We start from the raw sequence: 24,877 nt of genomic DNA on the forward strand, positions 1-24,877 counted from the left end.
GCGCGGGGTCCGAGGGCCCGCTTCAGGATCGGCTCACAAGCCCATGGCGTGGAGGTCAGGGCAGGAACTGGGCGATGGCTTCTGCCGTGGCGTCCGCCCATTCGGTATTGCTGGACAAGTTGTGTTGTGCGCCGGGGATCTGGATCCACTCGGCGTGGTGCACGCTCTCGGAGAAGGCGAGAGAGGCGTCCTCGAAAGCCGAGTCGAGGGCCTCCGACACTCCCGGGATCGTGGGGATGGAGAAATCACGGGTGATCAGCAAGACCTTCCGGAGGTGGTCCCAGGTGGGCTCGACCCCAAAGGCCGAGTACGCATCGATGCCGGCCACGCACTCGTCGTACGTCATCCCCATCTCGGGCGCCCCACAGAACATCTTGTTCACGTCGCCGATGCTGTACTCTCCCGCGGGGATCCCGAAATCGTTTCCTCCCGGGAAGACGAGATTGGGCAGGTCCTGGAACGAGATCTGTCCGTCATCCAAGAGGACCACGCGGTTCTTCACCCGATTCGGGTAGGCGTCCTGGAACGCGAGGACCTGAAAAGCGCCCACGGAGTGGCCGACGAAGTACGCCCTGCGGATCCGCTCGTGGTCCATGAACCGGCGGATCACCTCGTTCATGAACGGCACCAGGTCGGTGACCACCTCATGATCCGACTGACCTTGATTCAGCGGATCGATGGAAAGGACGCCGTACTTCCTGAACTCGTCACGGTGGAGAATCGGATCGCCCGACGTCCCCGCATCCCCGAATCCCGGCATGTACACGATGGTCTGGTGACGATCGCAGTTCCAGCAGGTCGCATGGAACGTGAGACCGTCATAATCCACGTAGACGTCGCGAACCGGCACGGGATCTTCCCAACATTTCGCCATGGCCGGCTGCGCAGCCAGCAGTGCAAGAGCGACAGCTTGAGCCTTGAGGACGGTTTTCATCTTCATTCGCCTTTCTGAAACAAGAATTGATAAAACGCAGTAAACGCGCCTGCGCGAGCGCAGGGGCCGGTGGCTTTGGGGGAGAAGGACAGCTGTTCGAGCGACTTCACGACATCCGAAAGAACAGGCCCGCGGTGCGCTTCAACCGAGCCGGGTCGGCTTGTGCGCCGGAGGTGCGAAACTTGAGCTAAGAGGCCAGGAACACCGTCACAGCGCCCTTCTGCATCTTGCCGGAGGGATCCCTGCACTTGTCGGAAGCGCCGTCGTTGAGCTCCTTGCTGCAGACGTCATCGCAATCCCCGAGCACCTCGATGGGTGAGCAGCCCTGGATAGAGGGCCCGCACACCCGCGGGATCTGCGACGCGCCGGGGGCGACGCACGCGTAGAGCTCCTGCGGGGTCGCGAAGATGTCCCCGAAATAGGCGCCCTCGCGCTCGGTGTACTCCTCGCGCTCCTCACTCGTGCTCGCGAGCGCCTTGTCCTTCCCCCGGACCGAGATCCTGACGCTCTGGCCGAGGTAATTGACCCGGGAGATCACGCACGCGGACACCCAGGACTTGCAGTTCTCGCCGCACTCGCCGCCGTCCTTGCCCCACTCGGGCGCCAGGCCAACCGAGCCTTCGAAGGAGTAGTCGACGCCCTCGATGTTCAGATCGATGGCCTCCCCCTCGGGGAGCGCGCAGCTCACGATGGCGGACAGCAGCTGGCGGCCCAGCGGATCCGAGAGCTCCGCCATGGCAAGCCCGTTGAACGTCAGCCCGTTGAACGTCAGCCCGTTGAACGTCAGCCCGTTCCCCATGATCGCGGCCTGCTGGTCCGCTCCGAGGGTCTCCTCGGCCATATCCTCCGGGAGCACAGCACAACCCAATGGCACGAGGGATACCGCGGTGGCGATGATGAGCGCGAGTCGTGGCGACTTTGTCATATCACTTAACAATTACCCGTCCCGCACGGATATTCAACTTTTTCTTTCGAGGGCAATGCGCGCTTTTGTGCTTCTCACGAGCCTGCGCCCATCGCCCCAGGACCCCCTGGAAGGCGCAGCGGGGCACGCTATCCACCGCAACGTCGTGCCGCGTTCAACGAGGGAGCATTCAAAGGGCGACCGTTGACGACCGTTTCGAGAATATTACCGTTACGATGGAACAGCGGGCGACCCTCGTTGAATCCGGGTTGAAGCGGCGGACTCCCGATAAAATCGGTCGGCGGCGCAGCTCCTTCCTGCGGCTGGTCTCCTGGCGCTCAAGGCCTCGGCCCTCGTCCTTTGCGCGGCAGCCGGGGCGCCCTCGCGTCGCCGCCACGGAGGCTCGCCGCTGAGCACCGGCTCGCCGGCGCCAGGACACACAAGACACAGAGGGCGGACTGCGCGACGATTGTTGGACCGCGCTGGAGGGGGCCGGCCACCTTGGAGCGCCGAGAGCTCCGGCCTACCGCCAGCCCGAGGACGTCGCTCCCGCGACCTCCCATCCCCATCGCCTCTCCCGGCTCCGAAGCAAGCGGTGCGCCGCGAATGACGAAGGAGGGCTCGCGATGGCCAGCGCGCGTCTGAGTCAGGCAGGGCGTCGCGTCGCGGCGACGCTGGACGGCGCCCTCCAGCGCCGTGAGCGCCCGAGCCTCGATGAGCACGCCTCGAACCTGAGCGCGCTCCGCGCCGAGCGACGCCGCGCGGCGACGAAGCGGACGCGCGGCGCGCTCCTCGGCGCGGCCGCCATCGCCGCCGCGAGCGCGGGCCTTTGTCTCGTGACGCGCCCGAGCGACATGACCTTCTCGGTCGACAGCGCACACGGCGAGGAGGGCGCGTGGGTGGCCGCCGTGGGCCAGGGTGTCGCCCTTCGGTTCTCGGACGGGACGCTCGTCGATGTGCGGCCCGAGGGCCGCACCCGCGTCGTCGACGTGAGCGAGCGCGGCGCCAGCATCTTGCTGGAGCGGGGCAGCCTGTCGGCGCACGTCGTGCACCGCGAGCGGAGCGCGTGGACCGTCGTGGCGGGGCCGTTCGCGGTGCACGTCATCGGCACACGCTTCGACGCGGCCTGGGACCCGTGGAACGAGGTGCTGAGCGTCGCGCTGTCCGAGGGTCGCGTCGAGGTGACCGGGGCTTGCCTGCGCGAGCCCCGCTCCGTCGGAGCCGGCGAGGCGGTGCGCCTCTCCTGCCGCGACGTCGTCACCGACGCGAGCGACGCCCCTCGCATCGACGCGCCGGCGCCTGCTCCGACCCCGCGCGCCGCGCCCGCCGCCGCGCCATCGACGACGGCGGCGCCCGCTGCGCCGAGCGACGCGCAGGTCAGCCGGCCCAGGCCCGCTGCGTCGTGGCGCGACCTGTCGCAGGAGGGCGACTATGCGGGCGCGTTCGACGCCGCAGAGCAGCAAGGCATCGACGCCATCGCGGCGCAGGCGGGCTCCTCCGAGCTCCTCGATCTCGCCGACGTCGCGCGGTTCGCCAAGCATCCGGAGGTCGCTCGGCGGATCTACGCGAGCCTCCGAGCTCGCTTCGCCGGGACCGACAGGGCCGCGGCCGCGGCCTTCCACCTCGGTCGCATGAGCTTCGACGCCAGCACCGCCGAGGCGGAGCAGTGGTCTTCGACCTACCTCGCGGAGCGCCCGTCGGGCGCCTTCGCCCCCGAGGCGCTCGGCCGGGTGATGGAGATCCAGCACCGCGCCGGGCGGCTTGATGCCGCCCGCGCGACGGCCTCGCGCTACCTCGACGCCCATCCTCGAGGTGCCCACGCCGCGCTGGCGCGCAGCATCCTCGCGCCGTGACTCGCTCGCTCACCGCGCTCGCCTCGCTCGTCATGCTCGCCGGCCTCGCGGGCGACGCGCGCGGCCACGACGGCGGCGGGCAGGTCATCGTGATCGTCACGCGGACAGGCGGCCTGTTCTCTGCGCGCGTTCGCGCCGAGCTCGAGTCGATCGGCTTTCGCGTCGTCGTGCGCGGGGCCGTGCGCCGCGAGGTCCCCGACGGCACGATCGCCATCGCGCGGATCATCGATGGACCGCCCAGCCGCATCGAGATCAAGACGGTAAACCCCCGCTCGCAAGCGGAGGACGCGGAGATCGTGATCGACGGCGCGGGGAGCGACGTGGACGTCGGATCCGTGCAGGCCGCCGAGCGCGTCAGGGCCCACTTTCAGCCCCTCGCCGCGCGACGTGCCGAGCCGGGCGCAGCTCCGGGCGGAGCGCCCCGGGGATCGCCGATCGAGGTGTCTCCGGCCCCGGGGCCGCGACCAACGCGCACCACGGGCGCGCAGGCGAGCGAGAGAGCGCCTCGCCGGCTTCGTCACGAGGCGGGGACTCCGGTCCCCCGGAAACGGACCGCGGTCACGGCGGCCACGGGCACCCAGCTCGGGCTGTCGCTGGGTCTCGGCATCCCCATCGACGTCGGGAACGGCGGTCTCGACGGAATCGGGTCCTTCTGGTTTTCGCTGACCCCCAGGCTGCGAATCGAGCCGATCGTGAGGGTTCAACGTCGAGCCCATCGACGATGGGCTCGATGATGTGACTACCTCCGGCGGCGGCATCGGCCAAGGCGGCTCTACCAGCGCATCCACCGGCGGCGGCATCGGCCAAGGTCGCTCGATGCGCCAACGCTCGTGATGCGCCGGCGGAAGCATCGCGCCAGCACGGCCTATCCAGGGCAAAGCGAAAGAATACCCGAAGCGCATATTGTGAGCGCTCACATCATCCGCGTCAATCAAGGGCCGGCGCGCGGCTATCCTCGATCCCGAGCGGGGCGCAGCGGCAGTCGGCGGCGGCATCGTGAGCCGCCAACCAATCTCGGCTCATGCGAGCTCGTCGGTTCCTGGGGACCTGGGCGGAGCTTCTGCGCAGGACCAGCTCGGCCTCGACCACCACGCGCGGCCAGGAGCGCTGGCCGCTCTCAATCTGCCCGAGCAGGGAGATGGAGGCAGCGGCGCCCGACCTCGGAGAAGTCCTAGCAGCCGTCGATGCGCTGATCGGCTTCGAGCTCGCCGGGCGGGCCGGCGATGCTCCCGGTCCGGCGCCCCGCCCCTCTTGACGCGGCGCTCCGGAGGAGCCCCGCCAGCCTCGTCCTCCCTCGGGCTCGAGGATACACGCGGGCCGATCGATTGGAATTGACGCCGGCCATGTGATCGTTCACATTGCGACCGAGGATATTCTTTTGCTTCGAAAATGCGATGCAACGGCGTCCGCGCAGGGCCGGCCAGCGATCCGCGCCCCAAAGGCAGCAGGAAGAGAGAAGAGCATGGACCTCCAAAACTCCGTATCACGGAGGATGTTCCTGGCCATCTTGGGCTCAGCATCCATCGGCGCCGGCTGCTCCCGCGGGGAGAGCGACGCCGAGCGCGCCGCCCCGAAGCCGGCATCGGGCACCGATCCCGTGGGGCGGAAGCCGAAGAAGCTGTCCGAGATCGTGGTCGGCTTCTCGCAGACGGGCGCCGAGAGCTCCTGGAGGATCGCGCACAGCAAGTCGATCCAGGAGGAGGCGGCGAAGCGCAACGTGCAGCTCCTCTTCGCAGACGGCCAGAACGTGCACAACAACCAGGTCAACGCCGTCAACGGGTTCATCACCAAGGGCGTCGATGTCATCGTCATTGCGCCGCAAGAGTCCGTTGGCTGGAAGCCTACGTTGAAGGAGGCCAAGCGCGCCGGGATCCCGGTGGTGCTCACGAGCCGGGGCGCGGACGCCGACGAAGATCTGTACGAGACGGTGATGGTCGCAGACTTCGTCGGGGAGGGGCGCCGGGCGGCCGAGTGGCTCGCAAAGCAGACGAACGGCAGCGCGCGCATCATCGAGCTCGTGGGCACGCCGGCGGCGGACGTGGCGGTGATGCGCAAAGCCGGCTTCGCCGAGGCCATCGCTAAATCCCCGGACATGAAGATCATCGCGAGCCAGAGCGGTGACTTCACGCGCACCAAAGGCAAGACCGTGATGGAGACGCTGCTCTCGGCCCACAAGGGGGAGATCAACGCCGTCTACGCACACAACGACGACATGGCGCTCGGGGCGATTCAGGCGATCCAGGCGGCAGGGTTGAAGCCCGGGCAGGATATCCTGGTTGTGTCGATCGACGCCGTGAAGCCGGCCTTCGAGGCCATGATAGAGGGGAAGCTGAACGCGACGGTCGAGTGCAACCCCATGCACGGCCCCCTGCTCTTCGATACCATCGAGAAGATCGTGCGCGGCGAGACGGTGCCGAAGCGCACGATCGTCCCTGGCCAGATCTTCGAACGCGAGCAGGCAGCGGCGCTCATCAGCTCGCGGCCCTACTGAGGAGGAGGCGGCGCCGGCGCGCTGCAGCGGCGGCGCAAGCCCCATCACGCTCGTGAGCCCGCTTGTCGAGCGGCCCTCACCTACGGAGTAGCAGCCGCATGCCTGGTTCGAAAGCCTTGCTCTCTGTCGAGGGCCTCAGCAAGTCGTTCCCTGGCGTTCGCGCTCTGCATGACGTGCACGTCGAGGCGCACGCGGGCGAGATCCAGGCGCTGATGGGGGAGAACGGGGCCGGCAAGTCGACGCTGATCAAGCTGCTCACTGGCGTCCATCCCCCCGACGCCGGGACCCTGCGCCTCGACGGCACGTTGATACGGCCGACCTCTCCCCGTCACGCAGAGTCGCTGGGGATCAGCGCGGTGCACCAGGAGATCAGCCTCATCCCGCAGCTCTCCATCGCGGACAACATCATGCTGGGCCGGCAGCCTCGGCGCTTCGGTCTGATCGACCAGCGCGCCGTCCGCGCGAAGGCTCGTCAGGCCCTCGCGCGCCTCTCGCTCGACCTCGACGTGTCGCGATCGGTGGCGGCGTTGCCCACCGCACTACAGCAGATGGTCGCGATCGCCCGCGCGCTCGCCGTGGACGCCCGGATCCTGATCCTGGATGAACCCACCTCCAGCCTGGATGAAGCGGAGACGCAGCGGCTCTTCGGTGTGATGCAGAGGCTGAAGGCGCAGGGGCTGGCGATGCTCTTCGTGACTCACTTCCTGGATCAAGTCTACGCGGTCAGCGACACGATCACGGTGCTCAGGAATGGCTGCTTGGTCGGGCGATACGCGAGCAGCGCGCTGCCTCGCCTGGAGCTCGTCCAGGCGATGCTGGGCGTGAAGCTCGGCGCAAGAGACAAGCCCGCGCCAGGCAGCCCTGCCGGCCCTGGAGGGGAGGCGAGCGCCGCGGAGCCGGCGCTCGCCGCGCGCGGCCTCGAACGAGAGGGGGTCATCGGGCCGATCGATCTCGCGCTGCGGCCCGGCGAGGTCGTGGGGCTGGCGGGGCTGCTCGGCTCCGGTCGAAGCGAGACCGCCAGGATGCTCTTCGGGATCGAGCCCGCCGATCGCGGTGAGCTCACGGTGGACGGCGGCGCGCTCGAGATCAAAACACCACGGCACGCGATCCGGGCGGGCCTCGCGTACTGCCCGGAGGACCGCAAGGTGGATGGCATCGTCCCGAACCTCTCCGTGCGAGAGAACCTCGTGTTGGCCTTGCAGGCCTCGCGGGGGGCGCTGCGGGTGCTCCCGCGCCACGAGCAGGATCGTCTGGTCCAGCACTACATCAACGCCCTGAGCATCAAGACACCGTCCCCGGAGACGCCCGTCAAGCTGCTATCGGGCGGCAATCAGCAGAAGGTGCTGCTCGCGCGCTGGATGGCCATGCAACCACGGGTCATGCTGCTCGACGAGCCCACGCGCGGCGTGGACATCGGCGCCAAGCTGGAGATCGAGGCGCTGGTGAAGTCGCTCAGCGAAAAGGGGGTCGCTACGCTCTTGATCTCGTCGGAGCTCGAGGAGATCGCGCGCAACTGCTCCAGGGTGGTGGTCTTGAGAGACCGAAAGCAGCAGGGCGAGCTCGCGGGAGAGTCGGTGACTCCCTCGTCGATCATCCAGGCCATTGCCCAGCAGAAGGAGGCGCCGACCGATGCACGAGAAGATCGCTGAAGCGGTGCGCACGAACGCCAACCTCACGGGCATCGGGATCATCCTCGTCACCGGCGGCGCCGGCGCCCTGCTGTTCAGGCGCGGGCGCCGCGAAGCTTGGCCTTTGCTCGGTCTCCTGGCGCTCTTTCTGTTCAATTTCATCCTGTCCAAGAACTTCTTCTCCATCGTCGAGCGAGACGGGGCTTATTACGGGACGCCCATCAACCTGCTCAACCAGGGCTCGGAGGTGATGCTCCTCGCCATCGGCCTGACCCTGGTGATCGCCGTCAGGGGCATCGACCTGTCGGTCGGCTCGGTCATGGCGCTGTCCGGCGCCACCTGCGTGATCCTGATGAAGGACGCTGGCCACGGGCCGCTCCTGGCGGCGCTCTTGTCCCTCCTGGTAGCGGGCAGCGTCGGTTTGTTCAATGGCGCGCTGGTTACGTTGCTGAACATTCAGCCCATCATCGTGACCTTGATCAGCATGGTCGGCGTTCGTGGCGTCGCCATGCTCATCACCCGCGCCGAGCCCGTGACGCACGTGGATCCGACGTTTGCGTTCATCGGCAGCGGCCACGTCGGTGGCTTGCCGTTCTCCATGTTGCTGGTGGCCGCCGTGTTCGTCGTCGCCGCGCTGCTCTCCCGGAAGACGGCGCTCGGTCTGTTCATGGAAGCGATCGGCGACAACGAGCGGGCGAGCCGCCTCGCAGGCGTCGACGACCGCCGCATCAAGCTCTGGTTGTACGGGTTCTCCGGTCTGTGCGCCGGCATCGCCGGGCTCGTGGCCGCCTCGTACATCTCCACGGCTGACCCCGATCGCGTGGGGCGCCTGCGGGAGCTGGATGCCATCTTCGCCGCGGTGATCGGTGGTACGGCGCTCACCGGCGGGCGCTTCTATCTGGGCGGTACCCTGATAGGAGCATTGTTGATACAGACGCTCTCCATCACGATGTACATCCAGCATGTCCCCTCGGAGATCGAGCCGATGCCCAAGGCCGGCGTGATGCTGATAAGCTGTCTGCTGGTCTCGGAGGAGTCGCGCCGGCGGCTCGTCGCGCTGCTCGGCCTCAAGAGGTGGCAGTAGCGATGCACAGCTGGGATCGGCGGCATCTGCCGCTCATGGTGACTGCGGTCCTCCTGGCCGCGCTTTACTCGGGGGTGCTGGTCGGTTACGATGCGACGCGCAGCCTGCGTTTCCTTGTCGACCTGATCAAGGGTAACGCCGCGATGGGCATCTGCGCGGTCGGCATGACCTTCGTCATCCTGTCGGGGGGTATCGACCTCTCGGTCGGCTCCGTCGTCGCGCTCACGACGGTCCTCGTGGGCACGCTGGTGGCAGGTGGTTGCCATCCGCTGCTGGCGTTCTGCGTCGGCCTCGCGGTGTCGGTTTCGTTCGGCGCGATGACGGGGTACCTGATCCATCGTTTCTCGCTGCCCCCGTTCCTGGTGACGCTCGCGGGCATGTTCTTCGCGCGCGGCGCGGCGTTCCTCGTCAGCATGCAGCCCATCGGCATCGATCATCCTGCGCTGGACTGGATCGTCGATGAGCTCGGCTTCGCGATGAGGATCCCGGGCCTGGACCGAACGTGGGTCCCCGCGACGGCGCTCTTGTTCTTGATCGTCCTCGTGCTCGGCGTGATCGTCGGCCGCAGCACGAGCTTCGGCCGGAACGTCCTGGCCATCGGCGGGGACAGGCAGGCTGCCCTGCTCATGGGGGTGCCGGTGGGCGCCACGACGGTGTGTCTGTATGCGTTGAGCGGCCTGTGCGCGGGCCTCGGCGGGGTCACGACGGCGCTTGTCGACAGCGCCGGCAAGCCGAACATCGGCGCCGGCCTGGAGCTCGAGGCCATCGCCTCGGTGGTGATCGGTGGAACGCTGCTGACCGGGGGTGCTGGCAGCGTCGTCGGCACCGTGATGGGCGTGATGATCACGGGCATCGTGCGGGCGGTGATCAACCTGGATGGACGGCTGCCGTCGCCCTGGCACCACATCAGCATCGGGCTGCTGCTGCTCGGCTTCATCGTCATGCAGCAGGTCCTGATCCGCTCGGCCCCCGCAGCCAGGGGTGGTGAAGTGCGGTCTCATCGATGATGCTGGAGAGCGAGGAGCGATAGAATGAGCGAGACGAAGCGAATTCTGGTCACCGGGGCGGCGGGCAAGGTCGGCCAGACATTCATCCGCAGGTTCCTGTCGGACCCCAGGTTCGAGGCGTGGAAGGTCCGTGCGCTATGCCACAACCGCATGCTGGAGCGGACGACGCGCCTGGAGGTGGTGCGTGGGTCCATCGAGCACCGGGCCGTGGTCGACGAGGCAGCGGAGGGCGTGAGCCACGTGCTGCATCTGGCGACCAGCAAGGAGACCCCCGAGAGCGTCATGGACGTGGCCGTCAAAGGCATGTTTTGGCTGCTCGAAGCCTGCCGCGTCAGCCCTGCGTTCGAGCAATTCATCTTGATCGGGGGCGACGCCGGGATGGGCCACTTCTTTTATCCGCACCCGGTCCCCGTCACGGAGGCGCAGAGGCACAGCGCCTACCCGGGCTGTTACGCGCTGTCCAAGGTGCTCGAGGAGGTCATGCTCGAGCAGTACTACATTCAATATGGTCTGAACGGATGTTGCCTGCGCGCGCCGTGGATCATGGAGAAGGACGACTTCAAGGCGCAGCTATCCTTCGGTGACGACGTGTTCGGAGGGCCGAGGTGGCGCGATCTGGTCGGCGCTGAGGCGGCAGCGGGTTACGTCCGCTCAGGCGCTGTCCCTGTGATGCTCGACCCTGACGGTAAGCCGGTGAAGCGTAACTTCGTGCATGTGGAGGATCTGGTCACCGCGATCCTCAAGGCCATCAATCATGAGAAGGCTCGCCAGCAGACCTTCAACATCTGCATGGATGAGCCGGTCGACTACGGGGAGCTGGCGCGTTATCTGGAGGCCACGCGGGGCTTGCCGAGCGTGAGGCTGAAGACGCCGTTCCATTCGACCTGGCTGGACAACTCGAAGGCGAAATTTCTGCTCGGTTGGCGGCCGCAGTACGATCTGGCGCGGCTCACGGACGCCGCCTTCGACCACGTGCGCGCGCCCGATGACCCGCGGATCACGTGGTACCCCGGCTGACGAGCGCCGCCACCGAGCCGCGGCCTAGGCCCGTGGGCCAGCCAGGAGCCGTGGCGTCCGCTCCGTGAGAAATCGCTGCTTTGTGCGGGCACCACGCGGCTGCGCAGGACCGCGCGCCCGGCACTCGACGCCGGCCCAGCGCGCGATCCCGGAGCGCTCTTTCATGAGACGGGCCCTCCTACCAGCACCGTCGCCCGGCGGCCCGGCGTGCGCTCGTAGGCCTCCACGACCGCCCGCCCCACCCTCGCCGCGCCCCCGCGCTTCACGAGGGCCACGATCGCGCCGCCGAAGCCGCCGCCGGTCAGCCGGGCGCCGAGGACGTCCGGCTGCGCCCGCGCGCTCTCCACGAGGTCGTCGACCGCCGGCACCGACACCTCGAAGTCGTCGCGCATCGACCGGTGCGACGCGTCGAAGAGCTCGCCCAGGCGGCCGAGGTCCCCGGCGCGGAGCGCGGCCACGGCGGCGAGCACCCGGGCGTTCTCGGTCACGACGTGGCGCGCCCGCCGGTCGAGCGGCGCCGGGAGCGACGCGATGCGCGGCTCCACGGCCGCGTCGACGTCCCGGAGCTGCGGGACGCCGAGCGCCGCGGCCGCGCGCTCGCACTCCGCGCGCCGCGTCTTGTAATCGCCGCTCGCGTGCTGGTGCGCCACCCCGGAGTCCACCACGAGCAGCTCGGTCTCCGCGGGCAGCGGGATGCGCTCGAACGCGAGCGTCCTCGTGTCGATGAAGAGCGCCGTGCTCTCGTCGGCGAGGCTCGCGGCCATCTGATCCATGGTCCCGACGGGCGCGCCCACGAAGTCGTGCTCCGCCGCGTGCGCGATCCGGGCGATCTCCACGTCGTCGATGGACAGGCCGAGCATCGCGCGCAGGGCGCGGGCGAGCGCCACGAGCAGCGAGGCGCTCGACGACAGGCCGCTGCCGAGCGGCACCGTCGACTCGATCCTCGCGTCGAAGCCGGGGATCGAGGCACCCCGGCCCCGGAGGACCGCGGTGATGCCCTGCACGTAGTCGAGCCACAGGCCACGGCGCGACTCCTCGCCAGCGCGGAACGAGAGCTTGGCGCCGCCGTCCGCGCCGCCCACATTCAGCGTGACGACCTGGATGAGCCCGTCGCCCCGCGGCGCGATCTCGACGCGCGTCTTCTGCGGGATCGCCGTCGGCAGCACGTACCCGCCGCTGTAGTCCGTGTGCTCGCCGATCAGGTTCACGCGCCCCGGCGCCTCGGCGAGGACCTTCGCCGGACGGCCGAAGAGAACCTCGAAGCCTTGCCCCTTCACCGTCATCGCGGCGCACCCATTTTCATGGGCAGAAGGCATCATAGGAACGTGGCGTCCGCAAGGTCGATCCTGCTGGTTCCCGCAGCCGCCGACCGTGACCGCGCAACCGGACGCCGTCGCGCGCGCTCCGCACGACCGCCCCCTCCCCGGTCCGCGACCCACGTCGAGGCGAGCGCGGCTGTGAAGCGCGGGAAGTCTGGCTTCCAGGTGAAAAGAACCCGAAAAATCTGCGCGCGACAACGTCCCAGCGCTCGATTTTTTGTCATGCTTCCGGCTGGCTCTGGGTAAGGAGGCGACGATGGACAGCGTCGGCGAAATCCTCAACAGGAAGGGTCGGAACGTCTACACCATCGCTCCGGAGGCGACAGTCTTCGAGGCCGTGCAGTCGATGTGCGTGCGACACGTGGGCGCGCTGCTCGTGAGCATCGACGGGTCTCCGAGCGGCATCATCAGCGAGCGGGACGTGATGACGCGGGTGATCTTGGCCTGGCGCGATCCGGCGACGACCCCGGTCGCGGAGGTGATGACCTGCGAGGTCGTCTGCGTCGAGCCGAGCACGACGGCGCGGCAGGCCATGGCGGTCATGACCGAGCGGCGCTGCCGTCACCTGCCGGTCGTCCAGGACGGGCGGGTGGTCGGGATGATCTCGATCGGCGATCTCGTGCACTGGGCGAGCCGAGAGCAAGAGGCCGAGATCAAGATGCTGACCGAGTACGTGCAGGGGGTCTACAGCTGAGCGCCCCGGCGAGTGGCCGCCTTGCATGATCTCGGCTGGCGGCTCGGACAGGGGAGTCGATCCACCGGCAATCGGCTCGCCGGCACGATGCCAGGACATGGGCATCGACCCCGGCATGACGCCGTATTGGGCCGGAGACGGCCTGATCCTGAGATGCGCGCTCCGAGATTCGGGCTCGCCTGCGCGAGCGCCGAGGTTATGGTGCGACCCCGCAGCGCAATCGGGCCGCCCCTCGGAGGTGAAGATGAGTCAGGGAGAGCGACAGGACGCAGCCACCTATCGCGTCGTCGTGGATCACGAGAAGCAGTACTCCGTGTGTCCGGTCGAGCGCGCGATCCCGCGCGGGTCGCGGGAGGCCGGCAAGCAGGGATCCATCATGGAGTGCCTCGCTTATATCGAGCAGGCATGGGAGCGCCTGCGCGCGCCGGTGGAGGGAGGCGCCCCGGCGGACGTCGCCTGAGCGCGCGCGGGACGAGCGGCCCGGTGCGCCCCAGCCGGCCGAGGACGAGGCCCGCGCGAATGCGATTGCCAATCGACAATCGATGACGACACCGCATCGGCGCGATCATCACGCTGCGCGACGGCGCGTCGTGCAGCGCGAGACGAGCTTTTCCATGAAGCCGCCTCCTTCCTTCCGCGCCTCTGGCCGGGAAGCCGCCTTTTTCCGAGGTTCCTTCGGACGAGCTCGCTCGGTCCGGTAGCGGCGCCCCGGGCCGCTGCTACCCTGGGTCCGCGGAGCGGCCCCATGTCCAGAAGCCCCGTCGAGCGCGCGCTCTCGTATCACACGCGCACGAAGCATCACCTGCGGCGTTATGCCCGCGCCCTGGGCTACCTGGACTGGAGCACGCAGCCCGATCCATTCCGCACCTTCCAGGGCGCCCCGGAGGTCCTCTTGCCGCTCCGCGCCGGCGAGGTCGCCGCGCCGTACGGGGACCTCTACCGCCCCGGCGCGGTGCCGCCCGCCGCGGTCGAGCTCGGATCGATCGCGGCCCTCTTCGAGCTCTCCCTCGGCCTCTCCGCCTGGAAGGAATACCGAGGCTCGCGCTGGGCGCTCCGGTGCAACCCCTCGAGCGGGAACCTCCACCCGACCGAGGGATACCTGCTCTCGGCCGGCGCCCCCGGCCTACCTGCGGGCCTCTATCATTACGTGAGCCGCGACCACAAGCTCGAGCGCCGGTCCACGCTGGGCGCCGGATCCGCCCGCGCGCTCTCGGAGCTCCTCCCCGCCGGCGGCTTCCTCGTGGGACTGAGCTCCGTCCACTGGCGCGAGGCGTGGAAGTACGGCGAGCGGGCGTTCCGCTATTGCCAGCACGACGCCGGTCACGCCATCGCCGCTGTCCGCTATGCCGCGGCCGCGCTCGGCTGGTCCGCCGTGCTGCTCGACGACCTCGGCGATCCCGAGCTGTCCGCGCTGCTCGGCCTCGATCGGGACGCGGACTTCGCGGGGATCGCGGCGGCGGATCGCGAGCACCCGGACGCCGCGTTGCTCCTCGTGCCCACCGCGCCGCTGCGACGGGAGGAGGCGCTCTCGGCCGCCCGCGCGGCCTCCGCGCGCGCGGCCGAGCTGACCCGCCTCGCCGGCGAGGGCGCGTGGGCCGGACGGGCGAACGCGCTGAGCCCGAGCCACGTCGACTGGGAGGTCATCGAGGACGTCGCCCAGGCCACCTGGAAGGCCCACACGGAGGACCCGGCCGCCGTCCTGGAGAGCGCGCTGCCTCCATTGCCTGACGTCGGCGGAGGCGCCCTGGCGTCCGAGATCATCCGGACGCGGCGGAGCGCCTCCGCGTACGACGGCCGCACGTCGATCGGCGCCGAGACGTTCTACGCCATGCTCGACCACCTCCTCCCCCGCCCCGGCGTGCCCCCGTGGGACGCGCTCCCGTGGGCGCCGCGGGTGCACGCGATCGTCTTCGTGCACCGCGTCCGCGGCCTCGCCCCGGGCCTCTACGCGCTAGAGCGGTCAGAGGACGCGCACGCGCGGCTCAAGGCCGCGCTCGCGCACCCCTTCGCGTGGGAAAAGCCGGAGGGGTGTCCGGGTCACCTGCGGCTCTATCGCCTCTCCGAGGCCGATCTCCGGAGCGCGGCGCAGATCGTGAGCTGTCATCAGGAGATCGCCGCCGAAGGCGCGTTCAGCCTCGGGATGATCGCCGATCTCGGCGCCACGCTCCGGGAGCGCGGCGCGCCGTCGTACCGCCGGCTCTTCTGGGAGGCCGGCGTCCTCGGCCACGCGCTGTACCTCGAGGCCGAGGCCGCGCGGGACAGCGGCGGCCGGGTGCGCGCGACAGGCATCGGCTGCTACTTCGACGATGTCTTTCACGAGCTGTGCGGCATCGCCGGCGACGACTTCCAGAGCCTCTATCACTTCACCGTCGGCGGCCCCCTCGAGGACACGCGCCTGACGACGCTCGCCCCCTACGAGCACCTCGATCGAGAGCGCACGGCTCCCCGCGTCCCCTCCCCCGGCGCACCGCCCACGTGAAAAATGACGACCACACAACAAGGCCGCAAACCGGCTTCGAATTCGTGATGTCAACTCGGTCGCATCGCCCCATGAACCCATCGATGCCACGACCTCAACCGGCTGAGGGCGGGCGGGTGAAGCACGCGCAGCACATGCAAGGCGTGAAACGTGCTCGATCGACCCAACCCGCGGAGGCGTTCGCCTCTGTGGCGGGGGCCGGCGGCGTTGACAGGGATATCGGTCTTTGCTCCTATGGCCAATCCACTCGGAGCGGCGCGCGCGTCTGAGGACGGCCGGGGGCATGGTGGGCACGGGTCAAGACATCGCGGACGCGGAGCCGACCCAGACGGCGATCATGGGCAAGTACCGGCCGATCGCGAAGCTCGGCCGGGGTGGGATGGGGGACGTGTTCCTGGCGAGCGCGCGGGGGCCGGGGTCGTTCAACAAGCTCGTCGTCGTCAAGCGCCACCGCGGCGTGGGCGGAGACGACGAGAAGGTCGTCAGCATGTTCCTCGACGAGGCGAAGCTGTCGGCGCGCCTCAACCACCCCAACATCGTCCAGACCTACGAGGTGGGCATGGACGAGACCGGCTACTTCACCGTGATGGAGTATCTGGAGGGCCAGCCGCTCAACGGGATCATGAAGGCGGTGGCCCAGGGAGAGCCGGGCGCGGCAGGCTTCACGCGCGGCGTCTGTGTCCGGATCGTGGCCGACATGCTGAGCGGCCTCCATTACGCGCACGAGCTCTGCGATTACGACGGCACGCCGCTCGGCATCGTCCACCGCGACGTCTCCCCGCACAACATCTTCGTCACGTACGACGGCGCGGTGAAGCTCCTCGACTTCGGCATCGCCAAGGCGTCCATCAACACGAACCACACCGAGACCGGGAAGCTGAAGGGCAAGACGTCCTACATGGCGCCCGAGCAGGCCGTCGACAGCGCGGGGATCGACCGGCGGGCCGACATCTTCGTGGCCGGGATCGTGCTCTGGGAGCTCCTCACGCGGGAGCGGCTCTTCGGGGGCGACCCCGTGAGCGCGCTCTGGAAGCTGGCGGCCGTGGACGAGATCCAGCGGCCCTCGCTCGTCCACCCGGACATCCCGCCGGCGCTCGACGCCATCGTCGCGAGGGCGCTCGAGCGCGACCCGGCGAAGCGGTTCGCGACCGCGCAGGAGATGCGCGCGGCGCTCGAGGACTACCTGCATGGGACGGGCGAGGACGCGGGGTCGGACGAGATCGGCGCCACGATGCTGGGCATGTTCGCGGAGCGCCGCGCCAGCATGCAGCGGCAGGTCAAGGCGTACATCGAGCAGAGCGCGAGCCGTCCGAGCGTGCTCCTCTCGCCCGGCCTCTCCCGCGCGAGCTCGATCGAGGGCGCAGACGGAGGGCGCCTCCAGGCCATGCCCCCCCTCGATGAGGAGCTCGGGCAGAGGACCCCTGGGCCGCCTGGCCAGCGGCGCGCCACGTCCGACTCGACGAGCCTCAAGTCGACCCTCCCCACGGCCGCCGCGCCTCAACAGCGCAGCTACCTGATCGGGGCGCTCGGCGTGGCCGCCCTGATCGCCGCGGTGGCGATCTCCACGCGCCGCCCGGAAGGGCAGGCGCGCTCGGCCGGCTCCGGGGCGGCCGTGCTCGCCGGGTCGACCGCCGCCGGATCCGCCGCGGCCGCGGGCGCTGGCTGCTCGGGGGCGCTCCGCATCCGGATCACGACGGGCGAGACAGGGCCGACCGCCGACGTCGCGCCGGCGTACAAATACGGAGTCTACGACTACCTGCGTCACCTCAACGACAGTCAGGGAGGGCTCCGTGGCTGTCCCATCGACGTCGACATGAAAGACGCGCAGTACAACCCGGCCATGACGGAGGAGGCCATCGAGGCGTGGCGGCGGGAACCGGCGTGGAGCGAGGTCTCCACGCTGTTCATCTTCGGCACCGGACCGACCACCCGCGTCGCGCCGAAGCTCGCGGAGGAGAAGAAGCTCATCATCCCCGGCTCGTACGCCGGCTCGCTCGCCACGCCGGTGCCGATCTCGGCGGACGTGCGCTACGCCGAGTTCAACGCTCTCGGACACAGCCTCTCGGCGACCGAGCACAAGACGAGCCCCGGCTATCCGTACATCTTTTTCCCGGCCACGGACTACTCGACCGGGATCCGCATCGGGATGAAGGCCGCCTGGAAGATCGCGCCCGGGCGCATCGCGATGGTGCATGACACCATCGACAGGTGTCTTTACTGCGTCGATCCGCTCGCGGCGGGCAAGTCGTACGTGGAGCACCTGCCTGGCATGCTGCTCGGCGAGGATCTCCTCGTTCCCCAGACGTCCTCCCCCGACGACGAGGGGCTCATCGTCGACGCGGTGACCCGCTACGTGAAGAGAGAGATCGAGAAGAAGAAGGCGGACCCGTCCTACGTCCCGGCGAGCTGGTTCTGGGCCGGCAACACCGTCCTCTCTTCGGCCTTCGTCGGGAAGGGCGCCGCCGCCGCGCAGAAGCTCGTCGATCGGGCGTTCCCGGGGAAGGAGCGCTGGCAGCTGCGCGTGATGGCGAACAACTGGGGCATCGGCGAGCGGACGCTGACGATCTGCGGGGCCGACTGCGCTGGCATCTTCTACGGCCTGTTCCCCGTCCCGATCTACGGTGACACCCAGCATTCGAGCGGGATGGCGGCGATGCTGCGGATCCACCGGGCGTACCGGGAGAAGGACGACCACCCGCTCGGCCGGTATCAGGACCAGTTCTACGTCCAGGGCCACGCGGCGGCGCTCATGTGGCGCAAGGCCGTCGAGCGGGCCGTCGACGCGGGGCACGAGCGGCCGACGGGAGAGGACCTGAAGAACGCGCTCGAGTCGTTCCAGAACGTGGTGCTCGACGGGATGACGGCCGGGCCGATCTCGTTCAGCCCGACCGACCATCGACCTCAGTCGAACGAGTCGGTGTACGCGATCCGCGCGAGCGGGGATGCGGGGGGCGTGGCGTTCCGGTTCGTGGACTACTATTCCATCGAGCTCGATTCGACGTGGCGTGGCTACTGAGCCGAGCCGGCGAGATCCAGGGATGAGCCTGGACGACGCGGCGCTCAGGTAGGTCCGGCGATCCGCCAGAACCCGATCCTCGCGGCGCCCCGGAGGTCCGGGCCGACCGGGCCCTTGCCCCAGAAGTGATCATCGTAGTTGGGGAGAGTCCAGTCCGCACCATAGACCCCCATCACGGCGTAGGTCACCTTGTCGTCGGGCTGGATCTCGATCGCCGTCGTCGCCCACGCCTGCCGCACCGGCGCCGGGCTCTTGTCGTCGAGCAGGTAGCTCGCGAACAGGGAGCCCTCGGTCGTGTCGTCGAACGACTCGGTCGCATAGCCGAGCAGGAGGTGGAGGCCGTCGAACGCGCCCGACCACCGGAGACGCCAGGCGCCCGCGTCGTCCTGCAGCGGGCCGCAGGCGGCGACCACCATCCACTCCAGGTTGGAGTTGCCCCAGTGAGCGTCGCTGAAGTGCAGGAACCGATCGCTCATGGCGCTGCAGAACATGAACCCGACGCCGTTCGCGTGCCCCGTATAGAACGTGAGATCGACCGAGTCCGCGTACGACGCGTCCTGGCCCCCCAGCGCCGGATCCTTGAAATCGACCTCCCACGCGCGGAGCTCACCCCAGTTGAAGCGCTGCTGGACCCCCCCCTCCCGGAAGGTCTTCAGGAGCCCGTCGACGTTCGCCGCCGAATGATCGAGGCCGCCGCAGAGCCCGACCCACTCGGCGCCGACCATGGCGCGGCCCTCGTCGCCCGGAGACGACGGGGAGGGGCTCGGCGACGGGGGCGGGCTCGGCGCCGCGGGCCCCGCCGTGCGCGCGAACGAGAGCGGCCGCGCCGCCGTCGCGACAAGACCGTCGGCGTCCGTGACATAGAGAGAGAGCGTCTCCGTCTCGCCGCGAAAGCCCGAGCCGCCCCGCGCCATCCGCACCGCCCTGCCGTCTGCGTCCGCAGGGGCGAGCGAGCGCGCCGAGGATACCCACCTGTACGTGTAGGGAGCAGTGCCCCCGGTGACGCTCGCCTCCGCGGAGACGGCCTCGCCGTCCACACGCACGGTGATCGCGGCCCTCGGAGCGTCGACGACGGCCGGGACGATCACCTTGCGGACGTCCACCACCTCACCGCCGACGCGCCGCCTGGCGCTGCACACGAAATGGGGGAGGATCCGCCGCACCTCGCGGGAGAGCGGCGGCGCGTAATAGACGAGCTCCGGCTCGGCCGCGATCACCGCGCCGCCGCCCAGCGCGCGGGCGCACAGCGCCGGGGCCTCGGAGGCCGGGACAATCGCGACGTCCTCGCCGCGCTCGAGGTCGCGACGCGCGTAGATCAGGTGGGTCACGGCGCCCTGGGCGTCGAACGTCACCCGGACCTTGGCGCCGGGGCCGATCAGCCGGAGCCCCTCGGCCTGCTCGCGAAAGCTCACCTGCGTGTCGAGCTCGGCCCGCGCCACGTAGCGCCCCTCGACGTCGATCGCCTCGAAGAGCGAGTGGCCCACGGCGATGTCGCGCCCGACGGGCAGGCGCGCGCCCTCCAGCGCGGCCCACGCCCGCGCCGCAGCGTCCGGCTCCGGGACGACGCGCAGCGCCGCGAGCGCCTCGAAATCCAGGGCGTCATCGCCCGGCGCCGTGGCGAAGCCGCGCTCGTCGCGGAACCCGGGCGCGGGCGGGCCGGCCTTCGTCGTGGGCAAGCGCTGGAACCGCGCGCGATCGAGGTAGCGAATCGCGCCGTCGGCCCCGATCGAGGCGCCGCCCCGGAAGTTCTCCTCCGCGAGCCCGAGCGCGCCGGCGAGCGCGGACGCCCGCGCGACATCGGCGCTCCGGCCGATCACGCGGTAAGCGGGCAGGAAGCTCGCCCTCGCCCACGCCCGCGTCAGAGCGGGCGCCGTGCCGGACGCACCGTCACCGGCGCTCTCCGGGAGATCCTCGCCGGCGTCGCGGCCGCTGCACCCGGCGACGCCGAGGGTCATGAGGAGAAAGATGCCCAACACCCCACCCGGTGATCTCTTCACGAAAGTCCCCCTTTCCCTTCGGTTGCGGCGAGGCTCGGCGCGCAACTCCAGAGGAGCGATCTCGCAGGGAGCCTGCGCGCGGCGCTCCCGGCCCGCGACGCGGCCCCCCCACATTGCAGGACCCAAGCCACCTCGGAGGCGGCGCGGAGCGGCGCGACTCACCGCGCTATCCGCCCTTTTTCGGGCGAGATTGACCGGCTCGCGCGCGGCTCCTAGGCTGCCGCGCATTCCATGACAGCGCACACGAAGGACGGAGAGAGCGCGCCCCGCGCCGGTGATCGAACGCTCGAAGGGACGGAGGACCCGGGCGCGCGCCTGTTCCTCGACTTCCTCTCCTCGATCCGCCCCCGCATCGAGGCCGCGCTCGAGCAGCGCTGGCGCGACAGGGTGAGCCACGTGCAGCGCTACGGCCGCGAGGTCGCGGCGATGGCCATGGAGGCGAGGAACCTCACCCTGCGCGGCGGCAAGCGGTTCCGCGCGGGCCTGCTCGTCGCCGCCTACCAGGGCGTCGCGCCGGACGCGCCGCTCGAGCCCGCGATCGACGCCGGCGTCGCGCTCGAGCTGCTCCAGACGTACCTGCTCATCCAGGACGACTGGATCGACGGCGATACCGTCCGGCGGGGGGGTCGCACCGTGCACGTCGCGCTGACCGAGGTGCTCGGCGATCCGCACCTCGGGGCCTCGTCCGCGATCCTCGCGGGCGATCTCACGTGGAGCCTCGCGCTGAGCGCGCTCGCGGGCGCCGAGGCGCCGCCGGCGAGGGCGCTCGCGGCCGTGCGGCTGTTCTGCGCGATGCACGAGGACGTCGTGATCGGGCAGCACCTCGACATCGTCGGGCGGGCCGAGGACGTCGAGCAGATGCACGCGCTCAAGACCGGCAGCTACACGGTGCGCGGCCCGCTCGCGCTCGGCGCCACGCTCGCCGGCGCGCCGGCCGAGACCGTGGCGGCGCTCGAGCGGTTCGCGGCGCCGGTGGGCGTCGCCTTCCAGCTGCGCGACGACCTCCTCGGCACCTTCGGGAGCGCCGCCGCGACGGGCAAGCCGGTCGGCAACGACCTGCGCGCCGGCAAGCGCACCGCGGTGCTCGCGTCGGCCGAGGGGCGCCTCGACGCCGCGGGCCGGAGCGCCGTCGAGCGGGCGCTCGGCCACAAGGACGCGAGCGACGACGCCGTGACGGCCGCCACCCTGGCGCTCGAGGCGTGCGGCGCGCGGCGCGCGGTCGAGGAGCGGCTCTCCGCCCTGTGCGGCGAGGCCGAGGTCCTCGGGCGATCGCTGCCGGTGAGCGCGTCGGCCCGGCAGATCCTGTGCGGCGCGGCGAGCGCGCTCCGGTGGACGGGCGCATGATCGAGGCGCTCGGCCAGGCGTCCGGCAAGGTCATCCTGCTCGGCGAGCACGCGGTCGTGTACGGAGCGCCCGCGCTCGCCGCCGGCATCGAGCGAGGCGCCCGCGCGCGCGCGACGCGCGTCGACGCGCGGGCGAGCGCGCTCCGGCTGGGCGGGCGCGAGCACGGCACGGCGCCGGCCGAGGGGGACATCGCGCACGCGTTCGCGGCCCTGCTCGACGCGCTCCCGGGCGCCGGCCCGGTGCGTGTCGAGGCGGAGAGCGACCTGCCGCCCGGCGGCGGCCTGGGGAGCTCGGCGGCGCTCGGGGTCGCGATCGCCCGTGCGGTCGCCGCGCTGGCGCGCGGGTCGATCGAGGCCGCCGCGCCGGCCGAGGCCGCAGTTCCGGCCGAGGCCGCGGTTCCGGCCGAGGCCGCCGCGCCGGCCGCGTCCATCGCGCCGGCCGCGTTCACCGCCGAGGCCGTGGTCACCGCGGCGGCCGCCTGGGAGCGCGTGTTCCACGGCAACCCGTCGGGCATCGACACGACGGCGGCGGCGCGCGGCGGGTGCTTCCGCTTCACCCGGGCGCACGGCGCGAGCTCCGTCGCCCCGCGCGACGACCTCTGGCTGTGCGTGGGCTCGACGGGGGTGCCGTCGTCCACGCGCAGCATGGTCGAGCTCGTGGCGAAGCTCTTCGAGCGCAAGCCCACGCTGGCCGAGACCTCGATCGCCGGCATCGCCGCGCTCGTCGAGAGCGCGGCCCTCGCGATCGAGGCGGGCGACGCGATCGGGCTCGGCCGGCTGATGGACCTCAACCAGACGCTCCTCGCCGGGATGTTCGTCTCGACCGAGGCGATCGAGACCCTGTGCAAGCTCGCGCGCGAGGCCGGCGCGCTCGGCGCCAAGCTCACCGGCGCCGGCGGCGGCGGCTCGGTCATCGCGCTGCTCCCGCCCCCGCTGCCCGGCGGCGCGGCGGCGACGTCGAGCGGCGCGGCACACCGCGTGCTCGCCGCCTGGCGCGACGCGGGGTACAGCGGCTTCGTGACCCGGGTGAAAGCGGGCACGAGGACGGGGGTAGAGGAGCAAGCATGAGCGCCGTGAGCCGGGCGACCGCGATCGCCCATCCGAACATCGCCCTCGCGAAGTACTGGGGCAAACGGGCCGACGGGCACAACCTGCCCGCCGTGCCGAGCCTCTCGGTGACGCTCGCCGGGATGGCGACGACGACGGAGGTCGTGCTCGACCCGTCGCTCGATCGCGACGAGCTCCACCTCGGCGGCGCGGCCCTGCCGCCGGACTCGGGGGCGACGCGCCGGGTCGCCGGGCTCCTCGACCGCGTCCGCGCCGCCTCGGGGCGGCGCGAGCGCGCCCGCGTGGTCAGCCACAACGACTTCCCCACCGCGGCGGGGCTCGCCTCGAGCGCGTCGGCGTTCGCCGCGCTCGCGCTCGCCGCGAGCGCCGCCGCGGGCTTGCCCACCGCGCCCGCCGTGGTGAGCGACCTCGCGCGGAGGACCTCGGTCTCCGCCGCGCGCTCCGCGTTCGGCGGCTTCGTCGAGCTCCGCGCCGGGCGCCCCGGCGACGAGACGCTCGCGGCGACGCCGCTCGCGCCCGAGGGCCACTGGCCGCTCGCGGTCGTGATCGCGGTGACGCGCGAGGGCCCGAAGGAGGTGGGCTCCAGCGAGGGCATGCGGCACACCGCGACGACGAGCCCGTATTTCCCCGCCTGGGTCGACGCCGCGCCGTCGCTCTTCGACGTGGTCCGCGCGGCAGTCCTCGCCCGCGACTTCGCCGCGCTCGGCGCCGCGGCCGAGGCGAGCGCCCTGTGCATGCACGCCTCGAGCATCGCCGCCTCGCCGGGCCTGCTCTACTGGACCGGCGCCACCGTCGAGGTGATCGCCGAGGTGCGCAGGCTCCGGGGCCAGGGCATGCCGGCGTTCTTCACCATCGACGCCGGCCCGCACGTGAAGGTCTTCACGGCGCCCGAGGCGCAGGCCGCCGTGGAGCGCGCGCTGCTCGCCGTCCCCGGCGTCCTCCGCACCATCTCGGCCGTCCCCGGCGGCGGTGCCCGCCTCGTGCCTCTGGTGGGGAGCGCGGGCGCGTGATCGTCCGGGCGCCTGGCAAGCTCGTCCTCTCGGGCGCGTACGCCGTGCTCGAGGGCGCGCCCGCGCTCGTGGCCGCGGTCGATCGGTATGTCGTCGCCGATCCGGCGCGCCGGGCCGACCTCGTCACGGAGGAGGTCCAGGCGGCGATCGACGCGGGCGCGCTCGACCGGGCGGTGTGGTTCGACGCGTCCGCGCTTCGTTCGTCGGCGGCGGCGTCGGCGGCGCCGGAGCCGCGGGCGGCCTCGCCGGGCGCGCCGCCGTCCGGGGCGAGCCGCAAGCTCGGCCTCGGCTCGAGCGCGGCCATCCTCGTGGCGACCCTCGCGGCGCGCGCGGCGGCGTCCGCGCCGACCTCGACTGCCGCGGCGGCGGCGTCCGGCCGGCCGATGCCCGCCTGGGACGTCCGCGCGCTCTTCCTCGCCGCGCTCGCGGCGCACCGGCGGGCGCAGGGCGGGGGCAGCGGCGTCGACGTCGCGGCGAGCGTCCACGGCGGCGTGCTCTGCTGCCGGCTCGGGCCGGACGGCGAGCTCGCGGTGACGCCGCACGCGCTGCCGGGCGGGCTCGCGATCGAGGTCTTCGCCAGCGACGCCTCGGCGCGCACGAGCGCCATGCTGGAGCGCGTGCGCGCGCTCGCCGCCCGCGAGCCGGCGGCGCACCGCGCCCTGCTGGACGCGGCCGCCGGGGGCGCACGCGCGGCGGCCCTTGCCACGGACGCCCGCGCGCTCGTGGCCGCGCTGGATCGCCAGGTCGATGCGCTCGCCGAGCTCGGCGACCGCGCGGGCGCGCCGATCGTCACCCCTGCCCTCGCGCGCCTCCGCCCCGCCGCGGCCGCCGAGGGCGCAGCGCTCGCGCCGAGCGGCGCCGGCGGCGGCGACGTCTCCCTTTACGTCGGCGGCGCGCCGCCCTCGGCGGCCTGGCTCGCTGCGGCGCGCGCGGCCGGCCTCGAGCGTGTGCCCATGTCGCTCGGCGCCCCCGGCGTCCACGTGCTGGACGCAGCTCCTCCGCCGCACGCCTGAGCGCGCCCCCTCACCGATCG

The 24,877-nt window shown here is 71.0% G+C and carries 19 protein-coding genes; 15 read left to right on the top strand and 4 right to left on the bottom strand.

What is annotated here, in order from left to right; translation table 11 throughout:
- Positions 1-55 precede the first annotated feature (55 nt).
- The gene (locus WMF17_RS21945) at positions 56-934 is read right to left on the bottom strand and encodes an alpha/beta fold hydrolase (RefSeq protein ID WP_437651096.1); all 879 of its coding nucleotides are present in this window, start codon (positions 932-934) and stop codon (positions 56-58) included.
- 187 nt (positions 935-1,121) lie between these two features.
- Positions 1,122-1,859, bottom strand: coding sequence for a hypothetical protein (locus WMF17_RS21950; protein ID WP_437651097.1), 738 nt, complete (start codon positions 1,857-1,859; stop codon positions 1,122-1,124).
- A gap of 605 nt (positions 1,860-2,464) precedes the next feature.
- Here WMF17_RS21950 and WMF17_RS21955 point away from each other — a divergent pair.
- The 7 genes from WMF17_RS21955 to WMF17_RS21985 all read left to right on the top strand — a co-directional run bounded on the left by WMF17_RS21955 (position 2,465) and on the right by WMF17_RS21985 (position 10,918).
- Positions 2,465-3,691, top strand: a complete 1,227-nt coding sequence (locus tag WMF17_RS21955) for a FecR domain-containing protein (protein WP_437651098.1) — start codon at positions 2,465-2,467, stop codon at positions 3,689-3,691.
- A complete protein-coding gene (locus tag WMF17_RS21960) occupies positions 3,688-4,425 on the top strand; it encodes a hypothetical protein (RefSeq protein WP_437651100.1) in 738 nt (245 codons plus the stop codon). Before WMF17_RS21955 ends, WMF17_RS21960 begins: the two co-directional genes overlap by 4 nt.
- Before the next feature lie 728 nt (positions 4,426-5,153).
- Positions 5,154-6,182 (top strand): ABC transporter substrate-binding protein, encoded by a 1,029-nt coding sequence (locus tag WMF17_RS21965; RefSeq protein WP_437651101.1) that lies wholly within the window; start codon positions 5,154-5,156, stop codon positions 6,180-6,182.
- A gap of 98 nt (positions 6,183-6,280) precedes the next feature.
- On the top strand, positions 6,281-7,831 hold the full coding sequence (locus tag WMF17_RS21970; protein ID WP_437604038.1) for a sugar ABC transporter ATP-binding protein: 1,551 nt from the start codon (positions 6,281-6,283) through the stop codon (positions 7,829-7,831).
- Positions 7,812-8,894: an ABC transporter permease gene (locus WMF17_RS21975; RefSeq protein ID WP_437604039.1), complete on the top strand. Its 1,083-nt coding sequence runs from the start codon at positions 7,812-7,814 to the stop codon at positions 8,892-8,894. Before WMF17_RS21970 ends, WMF17_RS21975 begins: the two co-directional genes overlap by 20 nt.
- Before the next feature lie 2 nt (positions 8,895-8,896).
- Positions 8,897-9,901 (top strand): ABC transporter permease subunit, encoded by a 1,005-nt coding sequence (locus WMF17_RS21980; protein ID WP_437604040.1) that lies wholly within the window; start codon positions 8,897-8,899, stop codon positions 9,899-9,901.
- Between the two features lie 24 nt (positions 9,902-9,925).
- Positions 9,926-10,918, top strand: a complete 993-nt coding sequence (locus WMF17_RS21985) for an NAD-dependent epimerase/dehydratase family protein (protein WP_437651103.1) — start codon at positions 9,926-9,928, stop codon at positions 10,916-10,918.
- A gap of 161 nt (positions 10,919-11,079) precedes the next feature.
- Here the strand turns inward: WMF17_RS21985 and galK are convergent, their stop codons facing one another.
- Positions 11,080-12,201 carry a galactokinase gene (galK, locus tag WMF17_RS21990; RefSeq protein WP_437604042.1) on the bottom strand — a complete coding sequence of 374 codons (1,122 nt, stop codon included), beginning with the start codon at positions 12,199-12,201 and terminating at the stop codon, positions 11,080-11,082.
- Between the two features lie 292 nt (positions 12,202-12,493).
- Between galK and WMF17_RS21995 the strand changes: the two genes are divergently transcribed.
- From WMF17_RS21995 to WMF17_RS22010, 4 genes are all read left to right on the top strand, one after another.
- The gene (locus tag WMF17_RS21995) at positions 12,494-12,931 is read left to right on the top strand and encodes a CBS domain-containing protein (protein ID WP_437604043.1); all 438 of its coding nucleotides are present in this window, start codon (positions 12,494-12,496) and stop codon (positions 12,929-12,931) included.
- Positions 12,932-13,175: 244 nt separating this feature from the next.
- Positions 13,176-13,391, top strand: a complete 216-nt coding sequence (locus WMF17_RS22000; RefSeq protein WP_437604044.1) for an MbtH family protein — start codon at positions 13,176-13,178, stop codon at positions 13,389-13,391.
- A 285-nt stretch (positions 13,392-13,676) separates the two neighbouring features.
- On the top strand, positions 13,677-15,410 hold the full coding sequence (locus WMF17_RS22005; RefSeq protein WP_437604048.1) for a nitroreductase: 1,734 nt from the start codon (positions 13,677-13,679) through the stop codon (positions 15,408-15,410).
- Positions 15,411-15,693: 283 nt separating this feature from the next.
- On the top strand, positions 15,694-18,426 hold the full coding sequence (locus WMF17_RS22010; RefSeq protein WP_437651105.1) for a protein kinase domain-containing protein: 2,733 nt from the start codon (positions 15,694-15,696) through the stop codon (positions 18,424-18,426).
- A gap of 44 nt (positions 18,427-18,470) precedes the next feature.
- On the opposite strand, the gene WMF17_RS22015 is transcribed toward WMF17_RS22010, so the two are convergent.
- Positions 18,471-20,423, bottom strand: coding sequence for a DUF6345 domain-containing protein (locus tag WMF17_RS22015; protein WP_437651107.1), 1,953 nt, complete (start codon positions 20,421-20,423; stop codon positions 18,471-18,473).
- Between the two features lie 231 nt (positions 20,424-20,654).
- Here WMF17_RS22015 and WMF17_RS22020 point away from each other — a divergent pair, with 231 nt between their 5' ends.
- The 4 genes from WMF17_RS22020 to WMF17_RS22035 are packed head-to-tail and all read left to right on the top strand — an operon-like array spanning position 20,655 to position 24,857.
- On the top strand, positions 20,655-21,767 hold the full coding sequence (locus WMF17_RS22020) for a polyprenyl synthetase family protein (RefSeq protein WP_437604050.1): 1,113 nt from the start codon (positions 20,655-20,657) through the stop codon (positions 21,765-21,767).
- Complete coding sequence (gene mvk, locus WMF17_RS22025; protein ID WP_437651109.1) at positions 21,764-22,834, top strand: mevalonate kinase; 1,071 nt, start codon at positions 21,764-21,766, stop codon at positions 22,832-22,834. Before WMF17_RS22020 ends, mvk begins: the two co-directional genes overlap by 4 nt.
- Positions 22,831-23,844: a diphosphomevalonate decarboxylase gene (gene mvaD, locus WMF17_RS22030; RefSeq protein ID WP_437651111.1), complete on the top strand. Its 1,014-nt coding sequence runs from the start codon at positions 22,831-22,833 to the stop codon at positions 23,842-23,844. The genes mvk and mvaD overlap by 4 nt, the downstream gene beginning before the upstream one ends.
- Entirely contained in the window at positions 23,841-24,857 is a 1,017-nt protein-coding gene (locus WMF17_RS22035; RefSeq protein ID WP_437604053.1) for a hypothetical protein, read from the top strand. The genes mvaD and WMF17_RS22035 overlap by 4 nt, the downstream gene beginning before the upstream one ends.
- The last annotated feature ends 20 nt before the right edge of the window (positions 24,858-24,877 follow it).

Origin of the sequence: Sorangium sp. So ce362 (assembly GCF_051519845.1) — a bacterium.
Taxonomy (GTDB): domain Bacteria; phylum Myxococcota_A; class Polyangia; order Polyangiales; family Polyangiaceae; genus Sorangium.

Excerpts from the sequence above, each read along its gene's own strand:
- WMF17_RS21945 (WP_437651096.1), bottom strand. The coding sequence starts at position 934 with ATGAAAACCGTCCTCAAGGCTCAAGCTGTCGCTCTTGCACTGCTGGCT.
- WMF17_RS21950 (WP_437651097.1), bottom strand. The coding sequence starts at position 1,859 with ATGACAAAGTCGCCACGACTCGCGCTCATCATCGCCACCGCGGTATCC.
- WMF17_RS21955 (WP_437651098.1), top strand. The coding sequence starts at position 2,465 with ATGGCCAGCGCGCGTCTGAGTCAGGCAGGGCGTCGCGTCGCGGCGACG.
- WMF17_RS21965 (WP_437651101.1), top strand. The coding sequence starts at position 5,154 with ATGGACCTCCAAAACTCCGTATCACGGAGGATGTTCCTGGCCATCTTG.
- WMF17_RS21970 (WP_437604038.1), top strand. The coding sequence starts at position 6,281 with ATGCCTGGTTCGAAAGCCTTGCTCTCTGTCGAGGGCCTCAGCAAGTCG.
- WMF17_RS21975 (WP_437604039.1), top strand. The coding sequence starts at position 7,812 with ATGCACGAGAAGATCGCTGAAGCGGTGCGCACGAACGCCAACCTCACG.
- WMF17_RS21980 (WP_437604040.1), top strand. The coding sequence starts at position 8,897 with ATGCACAGCTGGGATCGGCGGCATCTGCCGCTCATGGTGACTGCGGTC.
- WMF17_RS21985 (WP_437651103.1), top strand. The coding sequence starts at position 9,926 with ATGAGCGAGACGAAGCGAATTCTGGTCACCGGGGCGGCGGGCAAGGTC.
- galK (WP_437604042.1), bottom strand. The coding sequence starts at position 12,201 with ATGACGGTGAAGGGGCAAGGCTTCGAGGTTCTCTTCGGCCGTCCGGCG.
- WMF17_RS21995 (WP_437604043.1), top strand. The coding sequence starts at position 12,494 with ATGGACAGCGTCGGCGAAATCCTCAACAGGAAGGGTCGGAACGTCTAC.
- WMF17_RS22000 (WP_437604044.1), top strand. The coding sequence starts at position 13,176 with ATGAGTCAGGGAGAGCGACAGGACGCAGCCACCTATCGCGTCGTCGTG.
- WMF17_RS22005 (WP_437604048.1), top strand. The coding sequence starts at position 13,677 with ATGTCCAGAAGCCCCGTCGAGCGCGCGCTCTCGTATCACACGCGCACG.
- WMF17_RS22010 (WP_437651105.1), top strand. The coding sequence starts at position 15,694 with ATGGTGGGCACGGGTCAAGACATCGCGGACGCGGAGCCGACCCAGACG.
- WMF17_RS22020 (WP_437604050.1), top strand. The coding sequence starts at position 20,655 with ATGACAGCGCACACGAAGGACGGAGAGAGCGCGCCCCGCGCCGGTGAT.
- mvk (WP_437651109.1), top strand. The coding sequence starts at position 21,764 with ATGATCGAGGCGCTCGGCCAGGCGTCCGGCAAGGTCATCCTGCTCGGC.
- mvaD (WP_437651111.1), top strand. The coding sequence starts at position 22,831 with ATGAGCGCCGTGAGCCGGGCGACCGCGATCGCCCATCCGAACATCGCC.